Annotated in this window: 18 protein-coding genes; 11 read left to right on the forward strand and 7 right to left on the reverse strand. The window is 52.1% G+C overall.

The genetic code is table 11. The features are described from left to right. Window positions 1-64: 64 nt before the first annotated feature. Window positions 65-1,969 carry an ABC transporter ATP-binding protein gene (locus J1782_RS09860; protein WP_217153060.1) on the reverse strand — a complete coding sequence of 635 codons (1,905 nt, stop codon included), beginning with the start codon at window positions 1,967-1,969 and terminating at the stop codon, window positions 65-67. Window positions 1,970-1,974: 5 nt separating this feature from the next. Next, complete coding sequence (gene rlmKL / locus J1782_RS09865; RefSeq protein ID WP_152324136.1) at window positions 1,975-4,095, reverse strand: bifunctional 23S rRNA (guanine(2069)-N(7))-methyltransferase RlmK/23S rRNA (guanine(2445)-N(2))-methyltransferase RlmL; 2,121 nt, start codon at window positions 4,093-4,095, stop codon at window positions 1,975-1,977. A 110-nt stretch (window positions 4,096-4,205) separates the two neighbouring features. On the opposite strand from rlmKL, the gene J1782_RS09870 reads away from it, so the two are divergent. Next, window positions 4,206-5,309, forward strand: a complete 1,104-nt coding sequence (locus tag J1782_RS09870; protein WP_217153061.1) for a YcbX family protein — start codon at window positions 4,206-4,208, stop codon at window positions 5,307-5,309. Window positions 5,310-5,358: 49 nt separating this feature from the next. On the opposite strand, the gene J1782_RS09875 is transcribed toward J1782_RS09870, so the two are convergent. Together J1782_RS09875 and pyrD are read right to left on the reverse strand one after the other, a co-directional pair. Next, on the reverse strand, window positions 5,359-5,904 hold the full coding sequence (locus J1782_RS09875; RefSeq protein WP_152324138.1) for a cell division protein ZapC: 546 nt from the start codon (window positions 5,902-5,904) through the stop codon (window positions 5,359-5,361). Window positions 5,905-6,100: 196 nt separating this feature from the next. Next, window positions 6,101-7,111, reverse strand: a complete 1,011-nt coding sequence (gene pyrD / locus J1782_RS09880) for a quinone-dependent dihydroorotate dehydrogenase (RefSeq protein ID WP_217153062.1) — start codon at window positions 7,109-7,111, stop codon at window positions 6,101-6,103. A 298-nt stretch (window positions 7,112-7,409) separates the two neighbouring features. Here pyrD and ssuE point away from each other — a divergent pair, with 298 nt between their 5' ends. The 5 genes from ssuE to ssuB are packed head-to-tail and all read left to right on the forward strand — an operon-like array spanning window position 7,410 to window position 11,778. Further along, entirely contained in the window at window positions 7,410-7,991 is a 582-nt protein-coding gene (gene ssuE / locus J1782_RS09885; protein WP_152324140.1) for an NADPH-dependent FMN reductase, read from the forward strand. Window positions 7,992-8,009: 18 nt separating this feature from the next. Continuing rightward, a complete protein-coding gene (locus J1782_RS09890; protein WP_217153063.1) occupies window positions 8,010-8,984 on the forward strand; it encodes a sulfonate ABC transporter substrate-binding protein in 975 nt (324 codons plus the stop codon). A 57-nt stretch (window positions 8,985-9,041) separates the two neighbouring features. Next, complete coding sequence (gene ssuD / locus J1782_RS09895; RefSeq protein ID WP_165058078.1) at window positions 9,042-10,196, forward strand: FMNH2-dependent alkanesulfonate monooxygenase; 1,155 nt, start codon at window positions 9,042-9,044, stop codon at window positions 10,194-10,196. 11 nt (window positions 10,197-10,207) lie between these two features. Beyond that, window positions 10,208-10,999 carry an aliphatic sulfonate ABC transporter permease SsuC gene (gene ssuC, locus J1782_RS09900; protein ID WP_152324143.1) on the forward strand — a complete coding sequence of 264 codons (792 nt, stop codon included), beginning with the start codon at window positions 10,208-10,210 and terminating at the stop codon, window positions 10,997-10,999. Then, window positions 10,996-11,778 carry an aliphatic sulfonates ABC transporter ATP-binding protein gene (gene ssuB / locus J1782_RS09905; RefSeq protein WP_152324144.1) on the forward strand — a complete coding sequence of 261 codons (783 nt, stop codon included), beginning with the start codon at window positions 10,996-10,998 and terminating at the stop codon, window positions 11,776-11,778. Before ssuC ends, ssuB begins: the two co-directional genes overlap by 4 nt. Before the next feature lie 79 nt (window positions 11,779-11,857). Here ssuB and pepN read toward each other — a convergent pair whose 3' ends face one another. Beyond that, entirely contained in the window at window positions 11,858-14,473 is a 2,616-nt protein-coding gene (pepN, locus tag J1782_RS09910) for an aminopeptidase N (protein WP_152324145.1), read from the reverse strand. Window positions 14,474-14,884: 411 nt separating this feature from the next. On the opposite strand from pepN, the gene J1782_RS09915 reads away from it, so the two are divergent. The 5 genes from J1782_RS09915 (at window position 14,885) to J1782_RS09935 (ending at window position 22,370) form a co-directional block, all read left to right on the forward strand. Further along, window positions 14,885-16,297, forward strand: a complete 1,413-nt coding sequence (locus J1782_RS09915) for an MFS transporter (protein ID WP_217153064.1) — start codon at window positions 14,885-14,887, stop codon at window positions 16,295-16,297. 336 nt (window positions 16,298-16,633) lie between these two features. Beyond that, the gene (pncB, locus tag J1782_RS09920) at window positions 16,634-17,839 is read left to right on the forward strand and encodes a nicotinate phosphoribosyltransferase (RefSeq protein ID WP_217153065.1); all 1,206 of its coding nucleotides are present in this window, start codon (window positions 16,634-16,636) and stop codon (window positions 17,837-17,839) included. 283 nt (window positions 17,840-18,122) lie between these two features. Next, complete coding sequence (asnS, locus tag J1782_RS09925) at window positions 18,123-19,523, forward strand: asparagine--tRNA ligase (RefSeq protein ID WP_152324148.1); 1,401 nt, start codon at window positions 18,123-18,125, stop codon at window positions 19,521-19,523. Window positions 19,524-19,823: 300 nt separating this feature from the next. Then, complete coding sequence (gene ompC / locus J1782_RS09930; protein WP_275858770.1) at window positions 19,824-20,936, forward strand: porin OmpC; 1,113 nt, start codon at window positions 19,824-19,826, stop codon at window positions 20,934-20,936. Between the two features lie 243 nt (window positions 20,937-21,179). Beyond that, on the forward strand, window positions 21,180-22,370 hold the full coding sequence (locus J1782_RS09935; RefSeq protein WP_152324149.1) for an amino acid aminotransferase: 1,191 nt from the start codon (window positions 21,180-21,182) through the stop codon (window positions 22,368-22,370). 83 nt (window positions 22,371-22,453) lie between these two features. Here J1782_RS09935 and J1782_RS09940 read toward each other — a convergent pair whose 3' ends face one another. Both J1782_RS09940 and J1782_RS09945 read right to left on the reverse strand, forming a co-directional pair. Further along, window positions 22,454-23,101 (reverse strand): MBL fold metallo-hydrolase, encoded by a 648-nt coding sequence (locus J1782_RS09940; protein ID WP_217153066.1) that lies wholly within the window; start codon window positions 23,099-23,101, stop codon window positions 22,454-22,456. Window positions 23,102-23,152: 51 nt separating this feature from the next. Beyond that, window positions 23,153-23,704 (reverse strand): YcbK family protein, encoded by a 552-nt coding sequence (locus J1782_RS09945; RefSeq protein WP_152324151.1) that lies wholly within the window; start codon window positions 23,702-23,704, stop codon window positions 23,153-23,155. Window positions 23,705-23,730: the final 26 nt, after the last annotated feature.

The following is a 23,730-nucleotide window of genomic DNA, read 5'->3' on the forward strand; positions in this document are numbered from 1 at the left end:
CGCAAAGGCAAAGGATAGTGGCAACCGGATTTCCATTACGCCGGTTGCCAATCGTAATGCAGTGTTAGCCGTTTTTCTGCGCTTCCAGCGCTTCCCAACGTTCAAACGCCTGCTCTAATTCCAGCTCTGCGGCAGCAAAAGCAGTGAGCACTTTCTGTGTTTCTTCATGAGGAAGTGTGAAGAAATCAGCATCACTCATCTTCTGTTGCAGAGCTTCAATTTTTTCTTCCATTGCGCTGATTTGCAGAGGCAATTGTTCCAGTTCACGCTGTTGATTATAGCTGAGCTTATTTGCCGTGCGTTTGGCCGGTTCTGCTTTTGGTTGCGCCGCCGGTTTATTTTCCGTGACAACAGCCTGACGAATTGGCTTCTGGTTACGACGCTGATGCTGTGCGTCAAAATAACCGCCCACATAGCTGTTAATCACGCCGTTGCCTTCATAAATCCAGCATTCGGTGGCCGAGTTATCAACAAATTCACGGTCATGGCTCACCAGCATCACGGTGCCCTGATAGCTGTCGATCATCTCTTCCAGCAGTTCCAGCGTTTCCACATCCAGGTCGTTGGTCGGTTCATCGAGGATCAACAGGTTGCTTGGACGCAGGAACAGTTTTGCCAGCAGCAGACGGTTACGTTCGCCGCCGGACAGCGCTTTTACCGGCGTCATTGCACGTTTCGGATGGAACAGGAAGTCTTGCAGATAGCCCAGCACGTGGCGTGCACGGCCATTCACCATCACTTCCTGCTTACCTTCGGCGAGGTTGTCCATCACTGTACGTTCCGGATCAAGCTCGGCGCGGTGCTGGTCGAAGTACGCCACTTCCAGCTTGGTGCCGCAGTGAACGCGACCGCTGTCGGCCTTAATCTGACTTAACATCAGTTTAAGCAAGGTGGTTTTACCACAGCCGTTCGGGCCAACCAGCGCAATTTTATCGCCACGCATCACCTGCGCGGAGAAGTGGCTCACCAGTTGCTTACCGGCAATCGCGTAGCTGACATCTTCCATTTCGAAGACAATCTTGCCCGAAGTCGAAGCTTCAACGACCTGCATCTTAGCGGTGCCCATGACTTCGCGACGTTCAGAACGCTCCTGACGTAAGGCTTTCAATGCGCGAACGCGGCCTTCGTTACGGGTACGACGTGCCTTGATGCCCTGGCGGATCCACACTTCTTCCTGTGCCAGTTTTTTGTCGAACTCTGCGTTCTGCAATTCTTCAACGCGCAGGGCTTCTTCTTTCGCCAGCAGATATTCTTCGTAGTTACCCGGATAAGACACCAGTTTGCCGCGATCGAGATCGACAATACGGGTCGCCATGTTACGGATGAAAGAACGGTCATGGGAAATGAAGATAATGCTGCCCTGGAACTCTTTCAGGAAATCTTCCAGCCAGGCGATACTTTCGATATCAAGATGGTTGGTCGGTTCGTCGAGCAGTAAAATGTGCGGCGCGCTGACCAGCGCACGACCCAGCGCAGCTTTACGCAACCAGCCGCCGGACAGAGATTTGAGCTCTGTATCCGCGTCCAGACCCAGTTTCAGCAGCACTTCATTAATGCGGCTGTCGAGCTGCCACAGGCCCTGGTGATCGAGGATCTCCATCACCTGCGCCAGTTTGTTCATGTTCTTTTCGCTCGGATCGGTTTCAACCAGATGCGAAATGGCGTGATACGCCTTCAGATGTTCAGCCTGCTCGAACACGCCTTCAGAAACGAAATCAAAGACCGTGCCTTCAACGTTACGCGGCGGATCCTGCTGCAGACGCGCAACAATCAGGTCCTGCTCATACACGATACGGCCGTCATCCAGCGGCACTTCTCGGTTAAGGATTTTCATCAGCGTCGATTTACCCGCGCCGTTACGGCCAACCAGACAGACGCGTTCGTTCGGCTCGATGTGTAATTCGGTGTTATCCAACAGCGGCGAGTCACTGAATGACAGCCAGGCACCTGACATACTAATTAACGACATAAACTTTATTTTTCCTCGCCGGCGTGGGACAGCAGCCAGCAGTTATGAATTTGACGGTTACGGGCGAAATCCTGTGACAGGGTTTGGCTGGTGATTTCTTTGGCGGTCAGCCCCAGTTTGCTCAGTCCGTCGAGATCCATCTGGAAGCCGCGCTTGTTGTTCGAGAACATAATGGTGCCGTTGCGACGTAAAATGCGTTTCAGATCTTTCATTAATGCCAGATGATCGCGCTGAACGTCAAAACTGTCGGCCATACGTTTCGAGTTGGAGAACGTCGGTGGATCGATAAAGATCACATCGAATTGTTCATCACACATGCCCAGATAAGACAGGCAATCTGCCTGAATCAGGCGGTGCTGACGGCCGGTCAGGCCATTGGCACGCAGGTTTTTCTCTGCCCATTCAAGATAGGTACGGGACATATCTACCGTGGTTGTGCTCCGCGCACCGCCCAGACCGGCGTGAACGCTGGCCGTGCCGGTGTACGCGAACAGGTTCAGGAAGTCTTTTCCTTTACTCATTTCGCCGAGCATTTTGCGGGCAATACGGTGATCCAGGAACAAACCGGTGTCGAGATAATCCGTCAGGTTAACCCACAGTTTAGCGTCGAATTCCTCAACCAACAGGAACTCGCCCTTCTGTGCCAGTTTCTCGTACTGGCTGGTGCCTTTCTGACGTTCACGGGTTTTCAGGATCAGCTGGCTGGAAGAAATATCCAACACGGACATCGTGGCGTTAATCACGTCGAACAAACGCTGACGGGCTTTCTGCGCATCAACCGTTTTCGGCGGCGCATATTCCTGAACCACAACTTTGCTGCCGTAGCGGTCAACCGCCACGTTGTAGTCCGGCAAATCGGCGTCATACAGACGATAGCATTCGATGCCCTGCTGTTTGGCCCATTTCTCCAGTTTCTTAACATTTTTCCGGAGGCGGTTGGCGTAATCTTCTGCCATTTGCGCACCTGCCGCGCCGGTCGGGTTTTCCGCCAGCTGGTAGTTTTTCTGCACACATTCCAGCGGGCCGTTTTTCGCTTTGAACTGGCGCTCAGCGCGCAGCTGGAGACAACTTAACAACTCAGGTGACGCACTGAATAAGGAGAGCTGCCAGCCGCCAAACTGTGTCTTCATAATGCGGCCAAGCATGTTGTGCAACGCAATCAGAGCCGGTTCGCTTTCCAGACGCTCGCCGTATGGCGGATTGCTGATCACCGTCCCGGTCGGGCCTTCCGGCAGCGGATTCACCAGTTTGCCGACTTCGGCAGCGTCAAAGCTGATCAATTCTGCCACACCCGCGCGACGGGCGTTGGCACGTGCCATCTCGATAACGCGACGGTCGATATCAGAGCCGAAGAAGCGTGATGATGTTTCCTGAACGCCACGGCGGGTACGAACCTGCGCTTCGGCAGTCAGTTCACGCCACAGTTCAGCGTCAAATTTGCTCCAGCCGGTAAAGCCCCAGTGCTGGCGATGCAGGCCCGGCGCGCGATCGGCGGCGATCATGGCTGCTTCAATCAGCAACGTACCGGAACCACACATCGGGTCGACCATTGGCGTACCCGCCTGCCAGCCTGAACGCATCACGATAGCCGCGGCCAGGTTTTCTTTCAGCGGAGCCTGACCGGTCAGGTCACGGTAGCCGCGCTGATGCAGGCCTTCGCCGCTGAGATCCAGCGCGACGCTGGCAGTATCACGTTGCAGAAACACGTTAACGCGGATGTCCGGTTGCTGTTTTGCCACATTCGGACGTTCGTCCATTTTGCGGGTAAAACTGTCAACGATGGCGTCTTTCACTTTCAACGCCCCGTACTGGCTGTTACGGATTTCGTCGTTCAGGCCGCTGAAATGCACGGCAAACGTTTTTTCCACGCCAAACACGGACGGCCAGTCAATCGCCATCACGCCGAGGTAAAGATCCAGATCGCTGTGAACTTTGAATTCGTTCAGCGGTAACAGGATGCGCGAAGCCAGACGGCTCCACAGTAAGCTCCGATACATCAGGCGATCGTCACCTTCAAAATGCACCCCTCCCTGCACAACTTTGCAGGCTTGCGCACCCAGCGTTTCCAGTTCGCTTTTTAACAGTTCTTCCAGTCCACGCGCCGTGCTGGCAAACAAAGAGTTCATATCGACATATCACCAAAAATAAAATTGTTGCGCATTATAGCTAATCCCCACCGCTTGTCATAAAGTCTCTGGTTCTCTTTAAGACTTTATATACAGAGAGGCGACGTTCAGTGCCCATTCTTTCACGTTTATTCGTACACCCGGTCAAATCCATGCGTGGTCTGCAAGTCTCCCACGCACTGGTTACAGCAACAGGACTGACGTTCGACCGCCAGTTCATGATTACCGATACGCAAGGCACTTTTATTACCGCCCGCCAGTATCCCAACCTTGTCCTGTTCACTCCGGTGATCCTGCCCGATGGCCTGATGATCTCTGCGCCAGAAGGTGACAGCATCAGCGTAAAATTCCGTGAATTCGCCGGTGAAAACTCTCCGACAGAAGTCTGGGGCAATCAGTTTACCTCACTCATCGCGCCGGAACCGGTAAATCGCTGGTTAAGTGCTTATTTAAAGCGTGACGTCCAGCTTCGCTGGGTTGGCGAAGAGCCGACGCGCCGTGTGAAAAAACATCCGGAAGTCCCGCTGTCGTTTGCCGACGGCTTCCCGTATCTGCTGATCAATGAAGCGTCGATGCAGGATTTACAGCGCCGCTGTCCGGGGGGGGTACGCGTTGAGCAATTCCGGCCCAACATTGTGGTCAGTGGCACCGAAGCTTATGCCGAAGATACCTGGCAGACGATCCGCATCGGCGAAGTCATTTTCGATCTGGTCAAACCGTGCAGCCGCTGTATTTTCACCACGGTCAGCATTGAGCGCGGACGTAAACATCCGCGGGGCGAACCGCTGAAGACCTTGCAGGGCTACCGTACTGCCAGCGATGGCGACGTGGATTTCGGCCAGAATATGATTGCGCGAAATACCGGTGTGATCCGCGCGGGCGACAGCGTTGAGGTGCTGGCCACCAAACCACCGCGGCCTTACGGCGCAGGTGAAGTGGTTGAAAACGTCGACGCACCGAAAAGCACTGCGCAGGACGTGACCATCAATTATCAGGGCACGCAGTTTACCGGGAATAATCAACAGATTTTGCTCGAACAACTGGAATTGCAGGGATTACGGATCCCATATTCGTGTCGTGCTGGAATATGTGGTGCCTGCAAAATGACATTACGAGAGGGAAAAGTTTCGCCGCTGAAAGAAAGCGCAGTGGGCAAAGACGGAATGATATTGTCGTGCAGCTGTATTCCGGCCTCAGATATTATCATCGGCTAGAAAACGCAGTTAATGCTGAGTCAGGCAGTTTAAACCGGAATTAAAGAACTTAAACTGCCTGATCGTAGACATCGCTGTCTACCCGGAATGCCGCTGGCATCAGCCGGTCATGCATCACTTTGATCGCATCACCTAACACCATCCCGCGCCCTGCCACTGTCAGACGTTCCTGCGCCAGCAGGCACAGACTGGCGTTATCGCCGGACTCAACCACCAGTAATGTCGCCTGCTCACCACTTTCCATTACCTGCACCTGCGCAAGCTGACCGTTTGCTGGCTGGAAAGGACGATGTTGCTGACTGAAATGCCAGCTCTTAGGCATCAGCGGTTTTAAAAAGCGAAAGGCGACTAATGCATTTAATACTAATTCGGCGCGCTGCTCGGCGGCCAGGCGAATATGTTTGCACTGTTCTTCGAAATCAAAATACAGCGCCGCATCATCGACACAAAATGACATATCGCCGAACGCATCCGGCGTTAACATTTTAGCGGGGAATCGGGAACGGAAAATCATGCCATTAGCGAGATCCAACATAAGCCGGTCATGTTCAGTATCAAAATACCAACGCCAATTATCATCTGGTTTGATTTTCATTTCGTCATCCTGTTTGCGCGATGCCCTCTGCCTGTTTGTTCGTGATGTTCTATTGTTACCTGATCCGATAAGAATAGAATTTTTTATTACGAACGGGTATCAGACAAATCCTGAGCCTGAATAATGGTCAGTGGACAAAATATAGACGAGCCGGGTTAATAAATAAACCCCTGACTCGCCTTAAGGATGAAAAATATCAGAGGTGGGTAACAATATCTTTGATCAAACCTGGTCCGCGGAAGATAAATCCGGAATAGATTTGAATTAATGATGCACCGGCTGCCATTTTTTCACGCGCTGCCGTCAGAGAATCAATGCCACCGACGCCAATAACAGGCAGACGACCTTGTAATTCATTTGACAGCATACGGATAATTTCTGTGCTGCGCAGTTGCAGCGGGCGACCGCTTAGTCCGCCTACCTGATCACAATTATTAAGGCCCTGGATCAGTTTACGATCGAGCGTCGTGTTAGTCGCAATCACACCATCCATATTATGACGCACCAGACTGTCGGCTATTTGGATCAATTCTTCCTCAGAAAGATCCGGCGCGATCTTCACAGCAATCGGCACATATTTCTGATGACGTTGCTGAAGTTCAAGCTGCTTATTTTTAATCGCCGCCAGTAAATCATCCAGCGCTTCGCCGTATTGCAGTGAACGTAATCCCGGCGTGTTTGGTGAAGAAATATTCACCGCAATATAACCCGCGTACGGATATACCTTTTCCATACAGGTCAGATAATCATCTTTACCCTGCTCGACCGGCGTATCTTTATTCTTGCCGATATTAATCCCCAGGATGCCGTCAAAATGGGATTTTTTGACGTTATTCACCAGATTATCCACGCCGTGGTTATTGAAACCCATGCGGTTAATCAGGCCTTCTGCCTCAACGATGCGGAATAAACGTGGCTTATCATTACCCGCCTGCGCGCGCGGCGTCACGGTTCCCACTTCCACAAAACCAAATCCCATTGCGCCGAGTGCATCAATACATTCGCCGTCTTTATCCAGGCCAGCAGCCAGCCCCAGCGGGTTCTTAAAAGTTAATCCCATGCAGGTCACCGGTTTGGCCGGAACGGACTGACGAATTAAAAACTCAAGTGGGGTGCCGGAGATGCGGCTTAACTGGCGGAAGGTTAACTCGTGGGCGCGTTCTGGATCGAGCTGAAACAGTGCTTTCCTGACAAAAGGATAATACATGGAGACTCCTGGATTCCCGGTGGCTAGACGGGGCGGTATTATCGACTAAGCGTCAGGCAATTGGAAACGATAACCAGCGGATTGGCACAATAATTGTTTCCGTACGCAAACGATTACTTTTTATTTACCTTAATTTTACTTTTATTCCCCCCGCGCCCGCTTCATCCCTGCTTTATCCGTTTTCAAACTATTCATAGCCAAAATTGAGATTTCCGGTGCGCAGCGTCCCCCTGTTACGTTTACTCCACTTTGTTAAAGAAAATAATGGTTCTATTACTTTTTGTTATAAGGAAGAGAGATGCGCGTTATAACAATCGCAGGTAGCCCGCGACAACCTTCACGTTCTTCCTCCCTGCTGGCGCTCAGCCATCAGTGGCTGGCAAGCCGCGGCGTCGAGGTTTTCACCTATACGATTCAGGATTTTTCCGCTGACGACCTGCTTTTCGCAAATTTCGCCAGCCCGCAGCTCAAACAGCTGACTGCTGAACTGGCAAGCGCCGATGGATTGATCGTGGCAACGCCGGTCTATAAGGCCTCGTTTTCCGGTGCACTGAAAACATTGCTGGATTTGCTGCCGGAACGCGCGCTCGACCATAAAGTTGTACTGCCGCTGGCCACCGCCGGTTCGATTGGCCACATGCTCGCCGTGGATTACGCGCTCAAACCGGTACTGGCGTCGCTCAAGGCCCAGGAAGTTTTGCAGGGCGTTTTCGCCGATGACAGCCTGATCACCGATTACCAGAGTTACCCGGCGAAGCTTGATCCCGCACTTGAAGAGCGTCTGACGGAATCGCTGGAGAACTTCTATCTGGCACTCAGCCGCCGCCGCCCGCTGGCGCCGTCAGTCGCGTCCCTTTCTGCTCAGGCATTACGCGTTTAACTTTAAAAGGAATTAACCATGCCAGCATCCTTCTCTTTATTACGCCGCCTGCCAGCTATTGCCGGGCTGCTGACCAGCCTGACGCTAAGCGGTGCGGCGCTTGCGCAGGAAAAAGATCCCGCACAGTTACGCATCGCCTACCAGAAAGGATCCGTCGGCCTGGTGCTGGCGAAATCTCATCAGTTACTGGAAAAGCGTTTCCCGGACACCAAAATCAGCTGGGTGGAATTTCCTGCAGGGCCGCAGATCCTGGAAGCACTGAACGTTGGCAGCATTGATTTGGGCGGAACCGGTGATTTGCCACCGCTGTTCGCGCAGGCCGCGGGCGCGGATTTGCTGTATATCGGTTCTGAACCGCCGAAGCCGAAAGCTGAAGTTATTCTGGTCGACAGCAACAGCCCGATTAAAACTGTCGCGGACCTGAAAGGACATAAAGTGGCTTTCCAAAAAGGCTCCAGTTCGCACAATTTACTGCTTCGTGCGCTGCAACAGGCCGGGCTGAAATTCACCGATATCCAGCCGGTTTATCTGACGCCTGCTGACGCCCGCGCGGCTTTCCAGCAGCATGACGTCGATGCCTGGGCTATCTGGGACCCATACTATTCCGCCGCTGAAGTTCAGGGCGATGTTCGCGTCCTGACCGACGGTTCCACGCTGCACCAGACCGGTTCTTTCTATCTGGCACCGAAAAAATATACCGAAGCGAATCCGCAATTTATCAGCGCCGTTCTGGACGTGTTAACGCAGGCGAATGCGCTGACGAAAACCGACCGTGCGCAAAGCATCACACTGCTTTCCCAGTCGATGGGGCTGCCGGATAAAGTCGTGGCGTCTTATCTCGATCATCTGCCGGATATGCCAATCACACCGGTCAGTGCTGAAACGGAAAAACGCCAACAGCAAACCGCCGATTTGTTCTATGAAAACCATATTTTGCCAAAACCTGTTGAGATTAAAGATCGCATCTGGAAGCCCGCTGTACAGGCTAACTGATCACTCATTGAGCCGCCCGCTGAGCGGCACCCGTGACGAATTGAGAGGAAAAACAACATGAGTCTGAACGTATTTTGGTTCTTACCTACCCACGGCGATGGCCGTTATTTAGGCACTGAAGAAGGCGCGCGAGTAGTCGATCACGGCTATCTTCAGCAGATCGCACAGGCCGCCGACCGCCTGGGTTTTGGCGGTGTATTGCTGCCAACGGGCCGTTCATGTGAAGACTCATGGCTGGTGGCCGCCTCACTGATTTCGGTGACTCAGCGTCTGAAATTTCTGGTCGCGCTGCGTCCGGGGATTATTTCTCCGACGCTGGCTGCCCGTCAGGCCGCCACGCTGGACCGGCTTTCCGGCGGTCGTGCGCTGTTTAATCTGGTGACAGGCGGTGATCCCACCGAACTGGCTGCCGAAGGTTTGCACCTCAATCACAAGGAACGCTACGAAGCGTCCGCCGAATTTACCCGTATCTGGCGTCGTGTGCTGGAAGGGGAAACCGTGGATTACGAAGGCAAACACATTCAGGTGAAAGGGGCGAGCCTGATGCACCCGCCGGTTCAGTACCCCCGTCCGCCGCTGTATTTTGGCGGTTCTTCTGACGAAGCGCAGGATCTGGCCGCTGAGCAGGTTGAACTTTATCTCACCTGGGGTGAACCGCCGGCACTGGTGAAAGAAAAAATCGAGCAGGTCCGTGCGAAAGCCGCAGCGAAAGGCCGTACCGTGCGTTTCGGTATTCGTCTGCACGTGATTGTCCGCGAAACAAACGAAGAGGCCTGGCGCGCCGCCGACAAGCTGATTGCCAACGTGGATGACGAAACTATTCAGCGTGCGCAGGCCGCATTTGCGAAAACTGATTCCGTCGGTCAGCACCGCATGGCCGCCCTGCACGGCGGCGATCGCAACAAACTGGAAATCTACCCGAACCTGTGGGCAGGCATTGGTCTGGTGCGCACCGGAGCCGGCACGGCGCTGGTCGGCGACGGCCCGACCGTTGCGGCCCGCATGCAGGAATATGCCGATCTGGGCATCGATACCTTTATTTTCTCCGGTTATCCGCATCTGGAAGAAGCGTACCGCGTCAGTGAGCTGCTGTTCCCGCATCTGGATCTGGCAAAACACGAAGACGATCAAACCGTGAAAAAAGCCATTTTGCCGCGCGGTGAACTTGTGGCGCACGATTTTGCGAATAAACGTGCCGCCAGCCAGCATTAAGGAGAATAAAGATGACGAGATCACAACGCTGGCTGAACCGCGCCGCGCCCTGGGTCGTTCCGGTTGTCCTGATCGGCGGCTGGCAGCTGGCGGTTGAAGCTGGCTGGTTGTCTAACCGCATACTTCCGGCACCGAGCGCGGTGGTGGAAGCCTTCTGGACACTGGCCAAAAGCGGCGATCTCTGGCAGAACCTGAAGATCAGCACCTTCCGCGCGCTGACCGGTTTTGCCATCGGCGGCAGTCTGGGTTTACTGCTCGGCTTTATCACCGGGCTTTCACGCTGGGGCGAACGTCTGCTCGACAGCTCGCTCCAGATGCTGCGTAACATTCCGCATCTGGCCCTGATCCCGCTGGTGATTTTGTGGTTCGGCATCGATGAATCCGCCAAGATTTTCCTGGTGGCGCTGGGCACGCTGTTTCCGATTTATCTCAATACTTATCACGGCATCCGCAACATTGACCGCGGTTTGCTGGAAATGTCGCGCAGCTACGGTTTATCCGGTTTCCCGCTGTTTATTCAGGTGGTTTTACCGGGCGCGCTGCCGTCGATTATGGTCGGCGTTCGTTTTGCGCTGGGCTTTATGTGGCTGACGCTGATCGTCGCGGAAACCATTTCGGCTAATTCAGGCATCGGGTATCTGGCGATGAACGCCCGCGAGTTTTTACAAACTGACGTCGTGGTTGTGGCCATTGTGTTGTACGCCATCCTCGGCAAACTGGCCGATGTGCTGGCCCGCCAGTTGGAAAGTGTCTGGCTACGCTGGCACCCGGCCTATCAGAAAAAACAAGGAGACGCCGCATGAGCGCACCTGCACGTATCGGGCAAGGCACGCCGGTCACCTTATCCGGCATCACGAAAAAATACGGCAACCGCGCCGTACTGAATGATATCAATCTGCGTATTCCACCCGGCCAGTTTGTGGCCGTTGTTGGCCGCAGCGGTTGCGGGAAAAGTACCCTGCTGCGCCTGCTCGCAGGGCTGGAAAAAACCACGCAAGGCGAGCTGCTCAGCGCCAGTGCGCCGTTGAGTGAAGTTCGGGAAGATACACGGCTGATGTTTCAGGATGACCGCCTGCTGCCATGGAAAAAGGTGATTGATAACGTCGGGCTGGGTTTGAAAGGTCAATGGCGTGAAGCCGCGCGGGCAGCGCTGGAAGAAGTCGGGCTGGCCGACCGCGCCGACGAATGGCCTTCGGCGTTATCCGGCGGACAAAAGCAACGCGTGGCGCTGGCACGGGCGCTGATCCACCGCCCCCGTTTGCTTTTGCTGGACGAACCGCTGGGTGCGCTCGATGCGCTGACGCGTATTGAAATGCAAAGCCTGATAGAACGTTTATGGCAGCAGCATGATTTCACCGTTTTACTGGTGACACATGATGTCAGCGAAGCAGTCACGGTCGCGGATCGCGTGATCCTTATCGACCAGGGGCAAATTGGCATGGATTTAACCATTGATTTGCCACGCCCGCGCCGCAAAGGATCTGCCCGTCTGGCTGAGCTGGAAGCGGAAGTGCTGGAACGCGTGCTGACGCCACAGCCAGCGCAGAACGTTCCGCAGGAAGCGAAACGCGCGCAGAGTTAACGGAAAGTCCCGTCATCTCAACATGTAAAAAGGGCGATGTTTCCATCGCCCTTTTGTCTTACTGCGTTTCTGCGGTTAGTTACGCATCTAACGCTTTGGTGATTTTCTCGAACAAATCACCGGACAGATTTTCCAGCCCTTTCAGCTGTTCCAGTGCCTTACGCATCTGCGACTGACGGCCAGCATCATAACGTTTCAGACGGATCAGCGGCTCAATCATACGTGCGGCAACCTGCGGGTTACGCGTGTTCAGATCGGTCAGCATTTCGGTCAGGAACTGATAACCGCTGCCATCTGCGGCGTGGAATGCAGAAGGGTTAGCCGACGCGAACGCACCAATCAGTGAACGGACGCGGTTCGGGTTGCCCATGCTGAATGAACGGTGGTTGAGCAGTGAACGTACTTTCTGCAACACATCGGCCGCCGGGCTGGTCGCCTGCTGGATAAACCATTTATCCATAACCAGGCCATCGTGATGCCAGCGCTCGTCGTAAGCGGCTAACAGCGTTTCGCGACAAGGCAATTGCGCGGACACGGCGGCGGCCATTGCGGCCAGTGAGTCGGTCATGTTATCGGCCTGCTCAAACTGGGTTTTAACCTGCTGATCCGCCAGAGTAACATCCGCAAAAGCCAGATAATGCAGGCAGGTATTACGCAGTGAACGTTTACCGATATCTTCATGCACAACACGATACGCAGGCAGACGATTGGCGTTATAAACCGCCAGGAATTCATCGGCCATTTCCGTTGCCAGGCAGCGGGTAATGGCATCGTGAACAGCGCTGATGGCTTCCGGATCGATGATCTCAAACAGTTCTGCAATTTCGTTTTCAGACGGAAGGGTCAGGATCTGCGCCGCCAGTGCCGGATCGATATTTTCATCCAGCAGTACCGCACGGAACGCATCCGCCACATGCAGCGGCAGAGACAGAGGCTGTTTCTGCTGATGACGTGCCACGTTCAGTTTGATGTATATCGCCAGCAGGCTTTGCGCCGCATCCCAGCGGGCGAAATCGTTACGCGCGTACTTCATCAGGAAAGTCAGCTGATGATCGCCCCACTTGTAATCGAGTTTCACCGGCGCGGAGAATTCACGTAATAAAGAAGGCACCGGCGGGTATTCCACATCGTCAAAGATGAAGGTCTGCGCGGCTTCGGTCACATTCAGCACGTTGCTGACCGTCTGACCGTTTTGTTTCAGCGCAATCACGTTGCCCTGCGGATCGTAGAGTTCGATATCCAGCGGAATATGCAGTGGCAGCTTTTCAGTCTGATCAGGCGTTGGCGGGGTTTTCTGGCTGACGGTCAGGGTGTATTGCTGTTTTTCCACGTCGTAGTCGTCGCGCACGGTCAGCACCGGCGTGCCGGACTGACTGTACCAGCGGCGGAATAGCGACAGGTCAACATTCGAGGCATCTTCCATCGCCTGCACGAAATCGTCGCAAGTCGCAGCGCTGCCGTCGTGGCGCTCGAAATAAAGCTGCATTCCGGCCTGGAATTTCTCTTCGCCCAGCAGGGTGTGCAGCATGCGGATAACTTCAGAACCCTTCTCATACACAGTCAGCGTATAGAAGTTATTCATTTCGATAACTTTTTCTGGACGAATAGGATGCGCCATCGGGCTGGCATCTTCAGAGAACTGCGCGCCACGCATCACACGGACGTTATCGATACGGTTGACGGAACGGGAGCCCAGATCAGAGCTGAATTCCTGATCGCGGAAAACAGTCAGGCCTTCTTTCAGGCTCAGCTGGAACCAGTCGCGGCAGGTCACGCGGTTACCGGTCCAGTTGTGGAAGTATTCGTGGCCGATCACCGCTTCGATACCGAGGTAATCTTTGTCGGTCGCGGTTTCGGCTTTTGCCAGCACGTATTTGGAGTTAAAGACGTTCAGGCCTTTGTTTTCCATCGCGCCCATGTTGAAGAAATCAACGGCAACAATCATGAAGATGTCGAGATCGTATTCGAGATTGAAGCGGGTTTCGTCCCATTTCATCGACTGTTTCAGGGATTCCATTGCCCAACCCGCGCGATCCAGATTGCCGCGGTCAACGAACAGCTCCAGCGCCACATCGCGGCCTGAACGGGTTTTGAAAGAATCACGCAGAACGTCGAAATCACCAGCAACCAGCGCAAACAGGTAGCAAGGTTTCGGGAACGGATCTTCCCATTTTATCCAGTGTTTGCCACCTTCCAGCTCCCCCTGATCAATCCGGTTACCATTGGACAGCAGATAAGGATAGCGGGCTTTGTCAGCTACAATTCGGGTGGTGAAGCGCGCCAGAACATCCGGGCGATCCAGATAATAGGTAATGTGGCGGAAACCTTCGGCTTCACACTGAGTACACAGCGCTTCCCCGGAAAGATACAGCCCTTCCAGCGCGGTGTTTTTCGCCGGGTGAATTTCGTTAACAATCGCCAGTTCGAACGCTTCAGGCAGGCCAGTGATTTCCAGCGCGCCTTCTTTTAACTGATATTGAGGCCAGTCCTGACCGTTAATTTTCAGGCTGATAAGCGTCAGATCTTCCCCGTTGAGCACCAGCGGAGCGCCTTCTGCACCCTGTCGTTTAATCTGGCTGACGGCGGTCACAAGGGTCTTCTGTGCATCAAGCTCGAAATTCAGGTCGATATCCGTGATGGTGTAGTCCGGCGCACGATAGTCGTGGCGAAACTTGGCTTGTGGCAGTTGAGTCATAAAAAACCTTTTGGCGTTTTCATTGTTTAGGGTGATGACGATTCATGGCATTGAAGCGGGCGCTTTTTGTCAGCAAATCGCTGCGCAGAGCCCTGCCGCCCTTCATACTTTTCTCTCTAAACTCTAACACAGGCACCAGAAAATCCCAGATTGTTGCCAGTTTGTGAGTGCGTATGCGCACCTTTCAACCAAAACACAGAAATTTGTCTTAAAGGGCCTTTCTCGGGCTTAAAAATGGAAGTCCGATCGCCGTCACATTCTTCACTGATAAAACTGTACTTTTCAAAACGCACTTTTGCGCAGTTTTTTATGCTCTATTTTCTCGTTCGTTACATAAATTCAATATTTAAATCCGATCGCGAGTCATTAGCATGATCATGAATACGATGAATCACTGAGGCTAATAATAAAATGAGTGACACCTGCGCCCCCGACCAGGGGATAACAAATCAAAAAACATTAAATAACAAGACATTATCAGCCAGAATTGACTCGCTTCCCGCTTCAGCCGGGCTATGGCGTTTTATTATTTTGCTCTCGCTGGGTGGATTCTTCGAACTCTACGACCTTTTCCAGACGGGATACATTAGTTCGGGTTTGATCGCAGAAAACATATTTCATGTTGGCAGCGCCGGTGTACTCGGTATTTCCGATCAGGCCGCCTTCGCATCTTCCACATTTTTGGGCCTTTTTCTCGGCGCGAGCATGCTGGCACCTAACGCTGACCGGTTTGGCCGCCGCATGACATTTATGTTTGCGCTGGCGTGGTATGGCTGTTTTTCATTACTGATGGCGTTCCAGAACAGCGCGGAGGGGATCATTCTTTGCCGCTTTCTGGTCGGGATTGGCCTGGGACTGGAGCTGGTAACGATTGATACCTATCTGACCGAATGGGTTCCCAGTCATCTGCGAAGCCGTGCCTTTGCGTTTGCTTTCTTTATACAGTTCCTCTCGGTTCCGGCCGTCGCCCTGATGTCCTGGTGGCTGGTTCCGCAGACTTTCTTCGGCCTCACGGGCTGGCGTTACGTAGTAATCGCCGGGGCGCTGTGTTCACTGATTATCTGGTTTGTGCGTAAAAACCTGCCTGAATCCGCCCGGTGGCTGGCACAGCAGGGAAGAAACGAAGAGGCGCACAATGTCGTATCGGCGATGGAAAAACGCTGCGGCGTGGCCGAAAGCCCGGCATATGTCGCGCCTGAACAGGCCAGCGGATTACCGCGAAAAGGCACGTTCAGGGAAATTTGGTCATTTCAATACCGCAAACGCACGCTGATGCTGACGGTAATGAACTTCTTCCAGGCCATCGGTTTCTTTGGTTTTGGCAACTGGCTGCCCGCCCTGCTTTCCGGCAAAGGCACTACAGTGACCCACAGTTTGCTTTACGCCTTCTTTATTACACTGGCGTATCCGCTGGGTTCTCTGATTTGCAGCCGTTATGCCGACAAGATCGAAAACAAATGGCAAATCGTCCTTTCTTCCCTGATGACGGTAATTTTCGGCACCCTCTTCGCGTTTCAGACTCATCCGGTCATGCTGGTCATTTGTGGTTTCCTGATCACCTATTCCAACGCATGGCTGACATTCAGTTATCACGCGTATCAGACCGAGGTATTTCCGACACACATCCGCGCCCGTGCGGTGGGTTTCTGTTATTCCTTCAGCCGTTTGTCGACCGTCTTTAGCAGTATTTTGATCGGCCTGATCCTGCAATATGCCGGAACGCAGGGCGTGATTGCGTTCATCGTCCTCAGTATGATTATCGTGATGCTGGTGATCGGGATTTTTGGCCCTAAGACGCGGGGGATTAATCTGGAAAACATCTGATCGTTTACTATCGTGAACAAACGAAGCGGAATGAACACACAAAAATCGGGGTAAAATTGCCCCGATTTTTCTTTTCTGAACGTCAGGTTGATTAAATTTATGTAATCAATTTGTGCTTTTTTTAATCCGGAAGATCGCCTGTTTGCCCATATTCCCTATGTTTGAGCACAATTAAGCCTCGACCATTTGCAGACAATTATGATGTGATGAGGGTTCTTTAACAGGATAATACGGTATACTTCACAGACTTTGCTGTTTTATCCAGAACGTTTTTTTTACGGAACGGTTGTTTGTGTTCAAACACTCAGTTTCTGACGAGGATGCTGTAAGCGCGCTATGACTCCATACGCCTCCCCGATTTTGACTTCGCTGTTAGATACCGATGCCTACAAGCTTCATATGCAGCAAGCGGTTTACCATCGCTATCGCAATATTAACGTCGTGGCCGAGTTCCGTTGCCGCGGTGATGAACTTCTGGGCGAATACGCCGGCGAAATTCGTCAGCAGATCCAGAAAATGAGCCAACTGGCGCTGACCGACGACGAATTCACCTATCTTTCCGGGTTGCCCTTCTTCACCCGGGATTATCTCAACTGGCTGAAAACGTTCCGCTACAATCCTGAACATGTCACCGTTTCCGATCACAACGGGCATTTGCACGTGCGCATTGAAGGGCCGTGGCGTGAAGTGATTATGTGGGAAGTGCCGCTGCTGGCCGTCATCAGTGAAGTTGTGCACCGTCAGCGCTCGCCGGATATTACCGCGCAAATGGCGGTCGATCAGCTGCGTAAAAATCTCGCCAGTTTCAAAGAACAGGCTGCTGACATCGATCTTTCCGCTTTTCGGCTGATGGATTTCGGCACGCGTCGCCGTTTCTCCGGTGAAGTTCAGGAAGCGATTGTCACCACGCTGAAAAACGAATTCCCTTATCTGGTCGGCACCAGCAACTACGATTTAGCCCATAAATTGCAGCTGACGCCGGTTGGAACACAGGCGCACGAGTGGTTCCAGGCACATCAGCAAATCAGCCCGGTTCTGGCGAACAGCCAGCGCGCGGCCTTACAAGCCTGGCTTGACGAATATCCCGATCAGCTGGGCATTGCCCTCACGGACTGCATCACCATGGATGCTTTCCTGCGTGATTTCGGAACAAAATTCGCCAACGCTTATCAGGGACTGCGTCATGACTCCGGGGATCCGGTTGAATGGGGTGAAAAAGCGATTGCACATTACCAGGCGCTCGGAATCGACCCGATGACCAAAACGCTGGTGTTTTCCGACAATCTGGACCTGGATAAAGCGCTGCATTTGTACCGGCATTTCCATCAGCGGGTGAATCTGGTCTTTGGTATCGGCACGCGCCTGACCTGTAATATCCCGCACGTCAAACCGCTGAACATCGTGATCAAACTGGTTCAGTGCAATGGCAAACCGGTAGCAAAACTTTCTGACAGCCCGGGAAAAACCATCTGCCAGGATAAAGCGTTTGTAAAAGCGTTGCGTAAGGCATTCGATCTGCCGCTGGTTAAGAAAGCATCCTAAGACAAAAATACTGTGCCGGAAAATGAACGCCGGCACAGTGATGTATTTTTCCCTGTAATAATGCCTCGCATTCTCTTCCTTTATATAGCTACGATTTAATTCGTTCGGCTTTCATTCGTTCGGTTAATAATTTCAGCCAATCCATCCTTCTGCCTGTGAATTCTTGGCTGACGATGACGATTTCTGCTTGTGTCCTGAGAAAGGCTAAGTAACATAGCAAAATCCCTTTTTACAGGGTGTCCAATATTTCTTAGTCAACATATATAAAGAAAGAGAGAAATCTATGAGCGTTGTGCCTGTAGTCGACGTACTGCAAGGCCGTGCTGCGGTTGACAGTGAAGTCACCGTACGCGGTTGGGTACGTACCCGGAGAGATTCTAAAGCTGGTATCTCATTCGTCGCCGTTTATGACGGCTCCTGCTTTAATCCATTACAGGCCGTCGTCAATAATTCTCTGCCCAATTATCAGGAAGACGTTCTGCGCCTGACGACCGGTTGCTCAGTAGAAGTGACGGGTACCGTTGTGGCTTCACCTGGCGAAGGCCAGAGTTTCGAGCTGCAGGCAACTGCCGTTAAGGTCGTGGGTTGGGTGGATGATCCTGATACTTATCCGATGGCGGCAAAACGCCACAGCATCGAATATTTACGCGAAGTAGCTCACCTGCGTCCGCGCACAAACCTGATTGGTGCGGTTGCACGCGTGCGTAACACCCTGTCTCAGGCGATTCACCGTTTCTATCACGAAAACGGCTACTTCTGGGTATCCACCCCGCTGATCACTGCTTCTGATACTGAAGGCGCAGGCGAGATGTTCCGCGTTTCCACGCTGGATCTGCAAAACCTGCCGCGTACCGACAAAGGCGAAGTAGATTTCAGCGAAGACTTCTTCGGTAAAGAATCTTTCCTGACCGTGTCCGGCCAGCTGAACGGTGAAGCCTATGCCTGCGCGCTGTCCAAGGTTTACACCTTCGGCCCGACATTCCGTGCAGAAAACTCCAACACCAGCCGCCACCTGGCTGAGTTCTGGATGGTTGAACCTGAAATTGCTTTTGCAACGCTGAACGATATCGCGTCACTGGCTGAAAACATGCTGAAGTATGTTTTCCAGGCCGTTCTGAACGAACGTTCAGACGATATGGCCTTTTTCGCAGAACGCGTAGACAAAGATGCTGTTGCACGCCTGGAGCGTTTTGTAACCTCCGATTTCGCGCAGGTGGATTACACCGATGCAGTAGAAATCCTAATGAATTGCGGTCAGAAATTCGAAAACCCGGTTTCATGGGGTGTGGATCTTTCATCCGAACACGAACGCTATCTTGCTGAGCAGCATTTTAAAGCGCCGGTCGTTGTGAAAAATTATCCTAAAGATATCAAATCTTTCTATATGCGCCTGAACGACGACGGCAAGACAGTTGCCGCGATGGATGTTCTGGCACCGGGCATTGGTGAGATTATCGGGGGTTCACAGCGTGAGGAACGTCTGGATGTTCTGGACGCCCGTATGGCTGAGATGGGTCTGAAACAGGAAGATTATTGGTGGTATCGCGATCTTCGTCGTTACGGCACCGTGCCACACTCTGGCTTCGGGTTAGGTTTTGAGCGTTTAGTTGCTTATGTGACCGGCGTCCAAAACGTGCGTGATGTGATCCCGTTCCCTCGCACACCACGTAATGCAACCTTCTAATTAAGTAACGTATTTTAATTTTACAAAATTGCCACAATTCAGAGGTCAGCTTAGCTGGCCTTTGTCATTTTTAAAGATAGATCCGTGTCACAAAGTTCCGTAAAATACACATTTTGAAATACATTTTTTCTAACTGAAACATATTTAGTAATTTAGTAGCATTTTCGCTATGGATTAAGCGAACCTCGGATGGAATAGTGCGTTCAGACACAGGAGACACCAAACTTTCATGAATAGTTCCGTAAAGAATTATTCACGGCAGTGGCAGGTGTCCGAATAAAACCAATGAGGGTAATAATAATGATGAAGCGCAACATTCTTGCAGTGGTAATCCCGGCTCTGTTAGTTGCTGGTGCAGCTAATGCAGCAGAGATCTATAACAAAGACGGCAACAAACTGGACCTGTACGGTAAAGTTGATGCACGTCACACCTTCTCTGACAACGCTGGCGATGACGGCGACCAGACTTATGTTCGTTTCGGCTTTAAAGGCGAAACTCAAATTACTGACCAACTGACCGGTTACGGCCAGTGGGAATACAACGTTCAGGCTAACCACGCAGAAAGCGCTGGTGACGAAGGCAACAAAACTCGTCTGGGCTTCGCAGGTCTGAAATTCGGTGATGCTGGTTCATTCGACTACGGTCGTAACTACGGCGTGATCTACGACGTAATGTCCTACACCGACCAATTGCCAATCTATGGCGATGACACCATGTACCAGAACAACGACAACTTCATGGTTGGTCGTGCAAATGGTCTGGCTACTTACCGTAACAGCAACTTCTTCGGTCTGGTTGATGGCCTGAGCTTCGCTGTACAGTACCAGGGTAAAAACGACGAAGGTCGTGACAGCCGTGGTGCAGTTGATTCCAATGGCGACGGCTGGGGTACTTCTGCAGCTTACGCAATCGGCAACTCTGGTGTTAGCATCACTGGTGCTTACTTCTCTTCTAACCGTACTACTCTGCAGAAAGAAGACGGTACTGGTGACAAAGCTGACGCATACGCATTCGGCGCTAAATACGATGCTAACAACCTGTACCTGGCAACCTTCTACGGTGAATCACGCAACACCACCGATTACGGTAACCCAGACGCGATTGCTAACAAAACTCAGAACTTCGAAGTTGTAGCTCAATACCAGTTCGATTTCGGTCTGCGCCCGTCTATCGCATACCTGCAGTCTAAAGGTAAGAACCTGAATGGTTTCACCAACAACGGTTCTACCTACGCTGGCGGCGATGCTGACCTGGTTAAATACGTAGAAGTTGGTACTTACTACTACTTCAACAAAAACATGTCTACCTACGTTGACTACAAAATCAACCTGCTGGATGACAACAGCTACACCAAAGCAGCCGGTCGCAGCACAGACGACATCGTTGGTGTTGGTCTGCAATATCAGTTCTAATATCGCTTAACGATGCGCTTACGGGCGCATCAAAGTGGATATCAAGGCAGGGCTTCGGCTCTGCCTTTTGCTTTTTTAGCATTTGCCTGAAATGAGCTTTGCCACCCTATCTCATAAATTATTTTAATCTCATACGCGTTCTCACAACTCTGCTTTCTTTTTGCCGCAAACGGTTGGCAAATAAGGTCTCCGGCGTTACCCTGATGCCCTCTTTCGCAATATCAGGCTATGGAAGTTTCCAACATGTTTGAAAAAATCACTGCAGCACCTGCCGACCCGATTCTGGGTCTTTCCGATCTTTTCCGCGCGGACGACCGCTCAAATAAAATCAATCTGGGGATTGGTGTTTATAAAGATGAAACCGGTAAAACACCGGTTCTGGCCAGTGTGAAGAAAGCTGAACAATTCCTGTTGGAAAATGAAACGACAAAAACCTATCTGAGCATTGACGGGTTACCTGATTTTGCACGCTGTACGCAGGAATTGCTGTTTGGCAAAAACAACGCTGTGATTGCCGACAAACGTGCCCGTACCGCACAAACTCCGGGCGGAACCGGCGCATTACGTATTGCAGCCGATTTTATCGCCACCCAGACCAGCGCCAGACGCGTGTGGGTCAGCAATCCAAGCTGGCCAAACCATAAAGGCGTTTTCTCTGCTTCAGGTCTGGAAGTAGCAGAATACAATTATTACGACGCCGCGAATCACAGCCTCGACTTTGACGGCATGCTGAAAAGCCTGAGCAACGCACAAGCTGGCGACGTGGTGTTATTCCATGGTTGCTGCCACAACCCGACGGGCATTGATCCGACGGCTGAACAGTGGGCCCAACTGGCAGAATTGTCTGTCGCCAATGGCTGGTTGCCGCTGTTTGATTTCGCTTATCAGGGCTTTGCCAAAGGTCTGGAAGAAGACGCTGCCGGGCTGCGCCTGTTTGTGGCTAATCATAAAGAATTGCTGGTTGCGAGCTCTTACTCGAAAAACTTCGGGCTATACAATGAACGCGTGGGTGCCTGTACGCTGGTGGCGGCTGATGCTGAAACCGCAGACCGCGCATTCAGCCAGGTGAAATCCGTGATCCGTGCAAACTACTCTAACCCACCCGCTCACGGCGCCGCTGTTGTTGCCACTATTCTGGGTAACGAGGCACTCCGCACGCTGTGGGAGCAGGAACTGAGCGATATGCGTCAGCGTATTCACCGCATGCGTCAGCTGTTTGTCAGCACGTTGCAGGAAAAAGGCGCGCAGCAGGATTTCAGCTTCATTATCAATCAGAACGGGATGTTCTCATTCAGCGGCCTGACCAAAGATCAGGTGCTGCGTCTGCGTGATGAATTCGGCGTTTACGCAGTGAACTCTGGCCGTATCAACGTAGCCGGTATTACGCTCGAAAACATGGCACCGTTGTGTGAAGCCATTGTCGCCGTGCTGTAAGGATTCGGCGTTCTGAATTCCATTAAAAAGCCCGTCTGGAAACTGACGGGCTTTTGTATTGGTATTCTGTTGGCCAAAAACGTTTACCAGACCGGCATTTCATCCTGCAGGAAGGGGTTGGTTTTACGTTCATAGCCAAAATCGGACATTGGTCCATGACCCGGAATAAAGACAATATCATCACCCAACGGCAATAATTTTGTTTTAATTGAGTGAATCAGCGCCTGATGATCTCCACGCGGGAAGTCACTGCGCCCTACTCCGCCTTTAAAAATCACATCACCTGAAACTGCCAGGCGCGTTTTATCATTGATAAAAACAATGTGTCCCGGCGTATGTCCCGGGCAATGGAGCACAGAGAGTATTTCCTCGCCCACGCTCACGGTATCCCCTTCTTCCAGCCAGGTATCTGGCGTCAGCGGGTCACAATGATCAAGGCCGAACATCTGGCTTTGCGTTGGCAACGCATCGAGCAGGAACTGATCTTCCTTTTGTGGCCCGATGATCGGCACCTGATAATGGGCAGCCAGTTCAGCTGCGGCACCGACGTGGTCAAGATGGCCGTGTGTCAGCAAAATTTTCGTAACCAGCACACCTTTATCGGATACTTCGCGGATAATTTTTGCTGCTTCTCCGCCCGGATCGACAAGCGCGGCCTGATTCGTTTTTGTACACCAAATCAGTGAGCAATTCTGGCTGAACGCCGTGACAGTAATAAGATGGAATTTCATAGGGCTCCACAAAATGGCCTGTCCGTTTGGGCAGGCCATTAATTACGCACACTACCAGGTTCGTGCTGGTCCGGTATCAATGTGCACAAAGTTACTTCGTGGATAATATCCTACACCACCCATCCGCATTTTTAATGCTGCTTTGCGGATATTGCTCAGTTCGATGCCCTGAATATGGAAATCCATGGCCTGCCCGAGCGTGTGGTAACTGTGTTTTGCTACGCCGCTTCCCGGTTCACGCATACTGTTATTGGTCGCCAGAGAACGGTAGCCGGAAATTAACTGAACCGGTTTATTCGTTCCGCCGAGCATAACCTGCAAACGATAGAGGTGATCGAAAAGCGCGGGATCGATGCTTTTTATTTTTTCCGCACGATAGTCCCTGAACAGATGATTCAACCGGGCCAACTCATCCTTGTTATAACGCTTTCCATCGAAAAACTCAGTTTTGAGGGTTTCGCCGGTATTCAGATTGTTAACCACTAAAATACGCGGACGAGGTGTGGAAAGAGTGGCGAATGCACGACCCGGAAGCAATGCAATCCCCATAGCGGCACTGCCTAATGCCAGCCATTTACGGCGATGTTTGTCGATTTCATTCATGAACAGTTTACTATCCGGTAAGAGAG

The organism is Rahnella sp. BCC 1045, assembly GCF_019049615.1.
Taxonomy (GTDB): domain Bacteria; phylum Pseudomonadota; class Gammaproteobacteria; order Enterobacterales; family Enterobacteriaceae; genus Rahnella; species Rahnella contaminans.

What these genes read in the sequence shown, in the direction of transcription:
- ssuC (WP_152324143.1), top strand. Translation starts at nt 10,208, where the DNA reads ATGACGAGATCACAACGCTGGCTGAACCGCGCCGCGCCCTGGGTCGTT.
- J1782_RS09935 (WP_152324149.1), top strand. Translation starts at nt 21,180, where the DNA reads ATGTTTGAAAAAATCACTGCAGCACCTGCCGACCCGATTCTGGGTCTT.
- pepN (WP_152324145.1), bottom strand. Translation starts at nt 14,473, where the DNA reads ATGACTCAACTGCCACAAGCCAAGTTTCGCCACGACTATCGTGCGCCG.
- ssuB (WP_152324144.1), top strand. Translation starts at nt 10,996, where the DNA reads ATGAGCGCACCTGCACGTATCGGGCAAGGCACGCCGGTCACCTTATCC.
- J1782_RS09915 (WP_217153064.1), top strand. Translation starts at nt 14,885, where the DNA reads ATGAGTGACACCTGCGCCCCCGACCAGGGGATAACAAATCAAAAAACA.
- J1782_RS09860 (WP_217153060.1), bottom strand. Translation starts at nt 1,969, where the DNA reads ATGTCGTTAATTAGTATGTCAGGTGCCTGGCTGTCATTCAGTGACTCG.
- J1782_RS09940 (WP_217153066.1), bottom strand. Translation starts at nt 23,101, where the DNA reads ATGAAATTCCATCTTATTACTGTCACGGCGTTCAGCCAGAATTGCTCA.
- J1782_RS09890 (WP_217153063.1), top strand. Translation starts at nt 8,010, where the DNA reads ATGCCAGCATCCTTCTCTTTATTACGCCGCCTGCCAGCTATTGCCGGG.
- asnS (WP_152324148.1), top strand. Translation starts at nt 18,123, where the DNA reads ATGAGCGTTGTGCCTGTAGTCGACGTACTGCAAGGCCGTGCTGCGGTT.
- rlmKL (WP_152324136.1), bottom strand. Translation starts at nt 4,095, where the DNA reads ATGAACTCTTTGTTTGCCAGCACGGCGCGTGGACTGGAAGAACTGTTA.
- J1782_RS09945 (WP_152324151.1), bottom strand. Translation starts at nt 23,704, where the DNA reads ATGAATGAAATCGACAAACATCGCCGTAAATGGCTGGCATTAGGCAGT.
- pyrD (WP_217153062.1), bottom strand. Translation starts at nt 7,111, where the DNA reads ATGTATTATCCTTTTGTCAGGAAAGCACTGTTTCAGCTCGATCCAGAA.
- J1782_RS09875 (WP_152324138.1), bottom strand. Translation starts at nt 5,904, where the DNA reads ATGAAAATCAAACCAGATGATAATTGGCGTTGGTATTTTGATACTGAA.
- ssuE (WP_152324140.1), top strand. Translation starts at nt 7,410, where the DNA reads ATGCGCGTTATAACAATCGCAGGTAGCCCGCGACAACCTTCACGTTCT.
- ompC (WP_275858770.1), top strand. Translation starts at nt 19,824, where the DNA reads ATGATGAAGCGCAACATTCTTGCAGTGGTAATCCCGGCTCTGTTAGTT.
- ssuD (WP_165058078.1), top strand. Translation starts at nt 9,042, where the DNA reads ATGAGTCTGAACGTATTTTGGTTCTTACCTACCCACGGCGATGGCCGT.
- pncB (WP_217153065.1), top strand. Translation starts at nt 16,634, where the DNA reads ATGACTCCATACGCCTCCCCGATTTTGACTTCGCTGTTAGATACCGAT.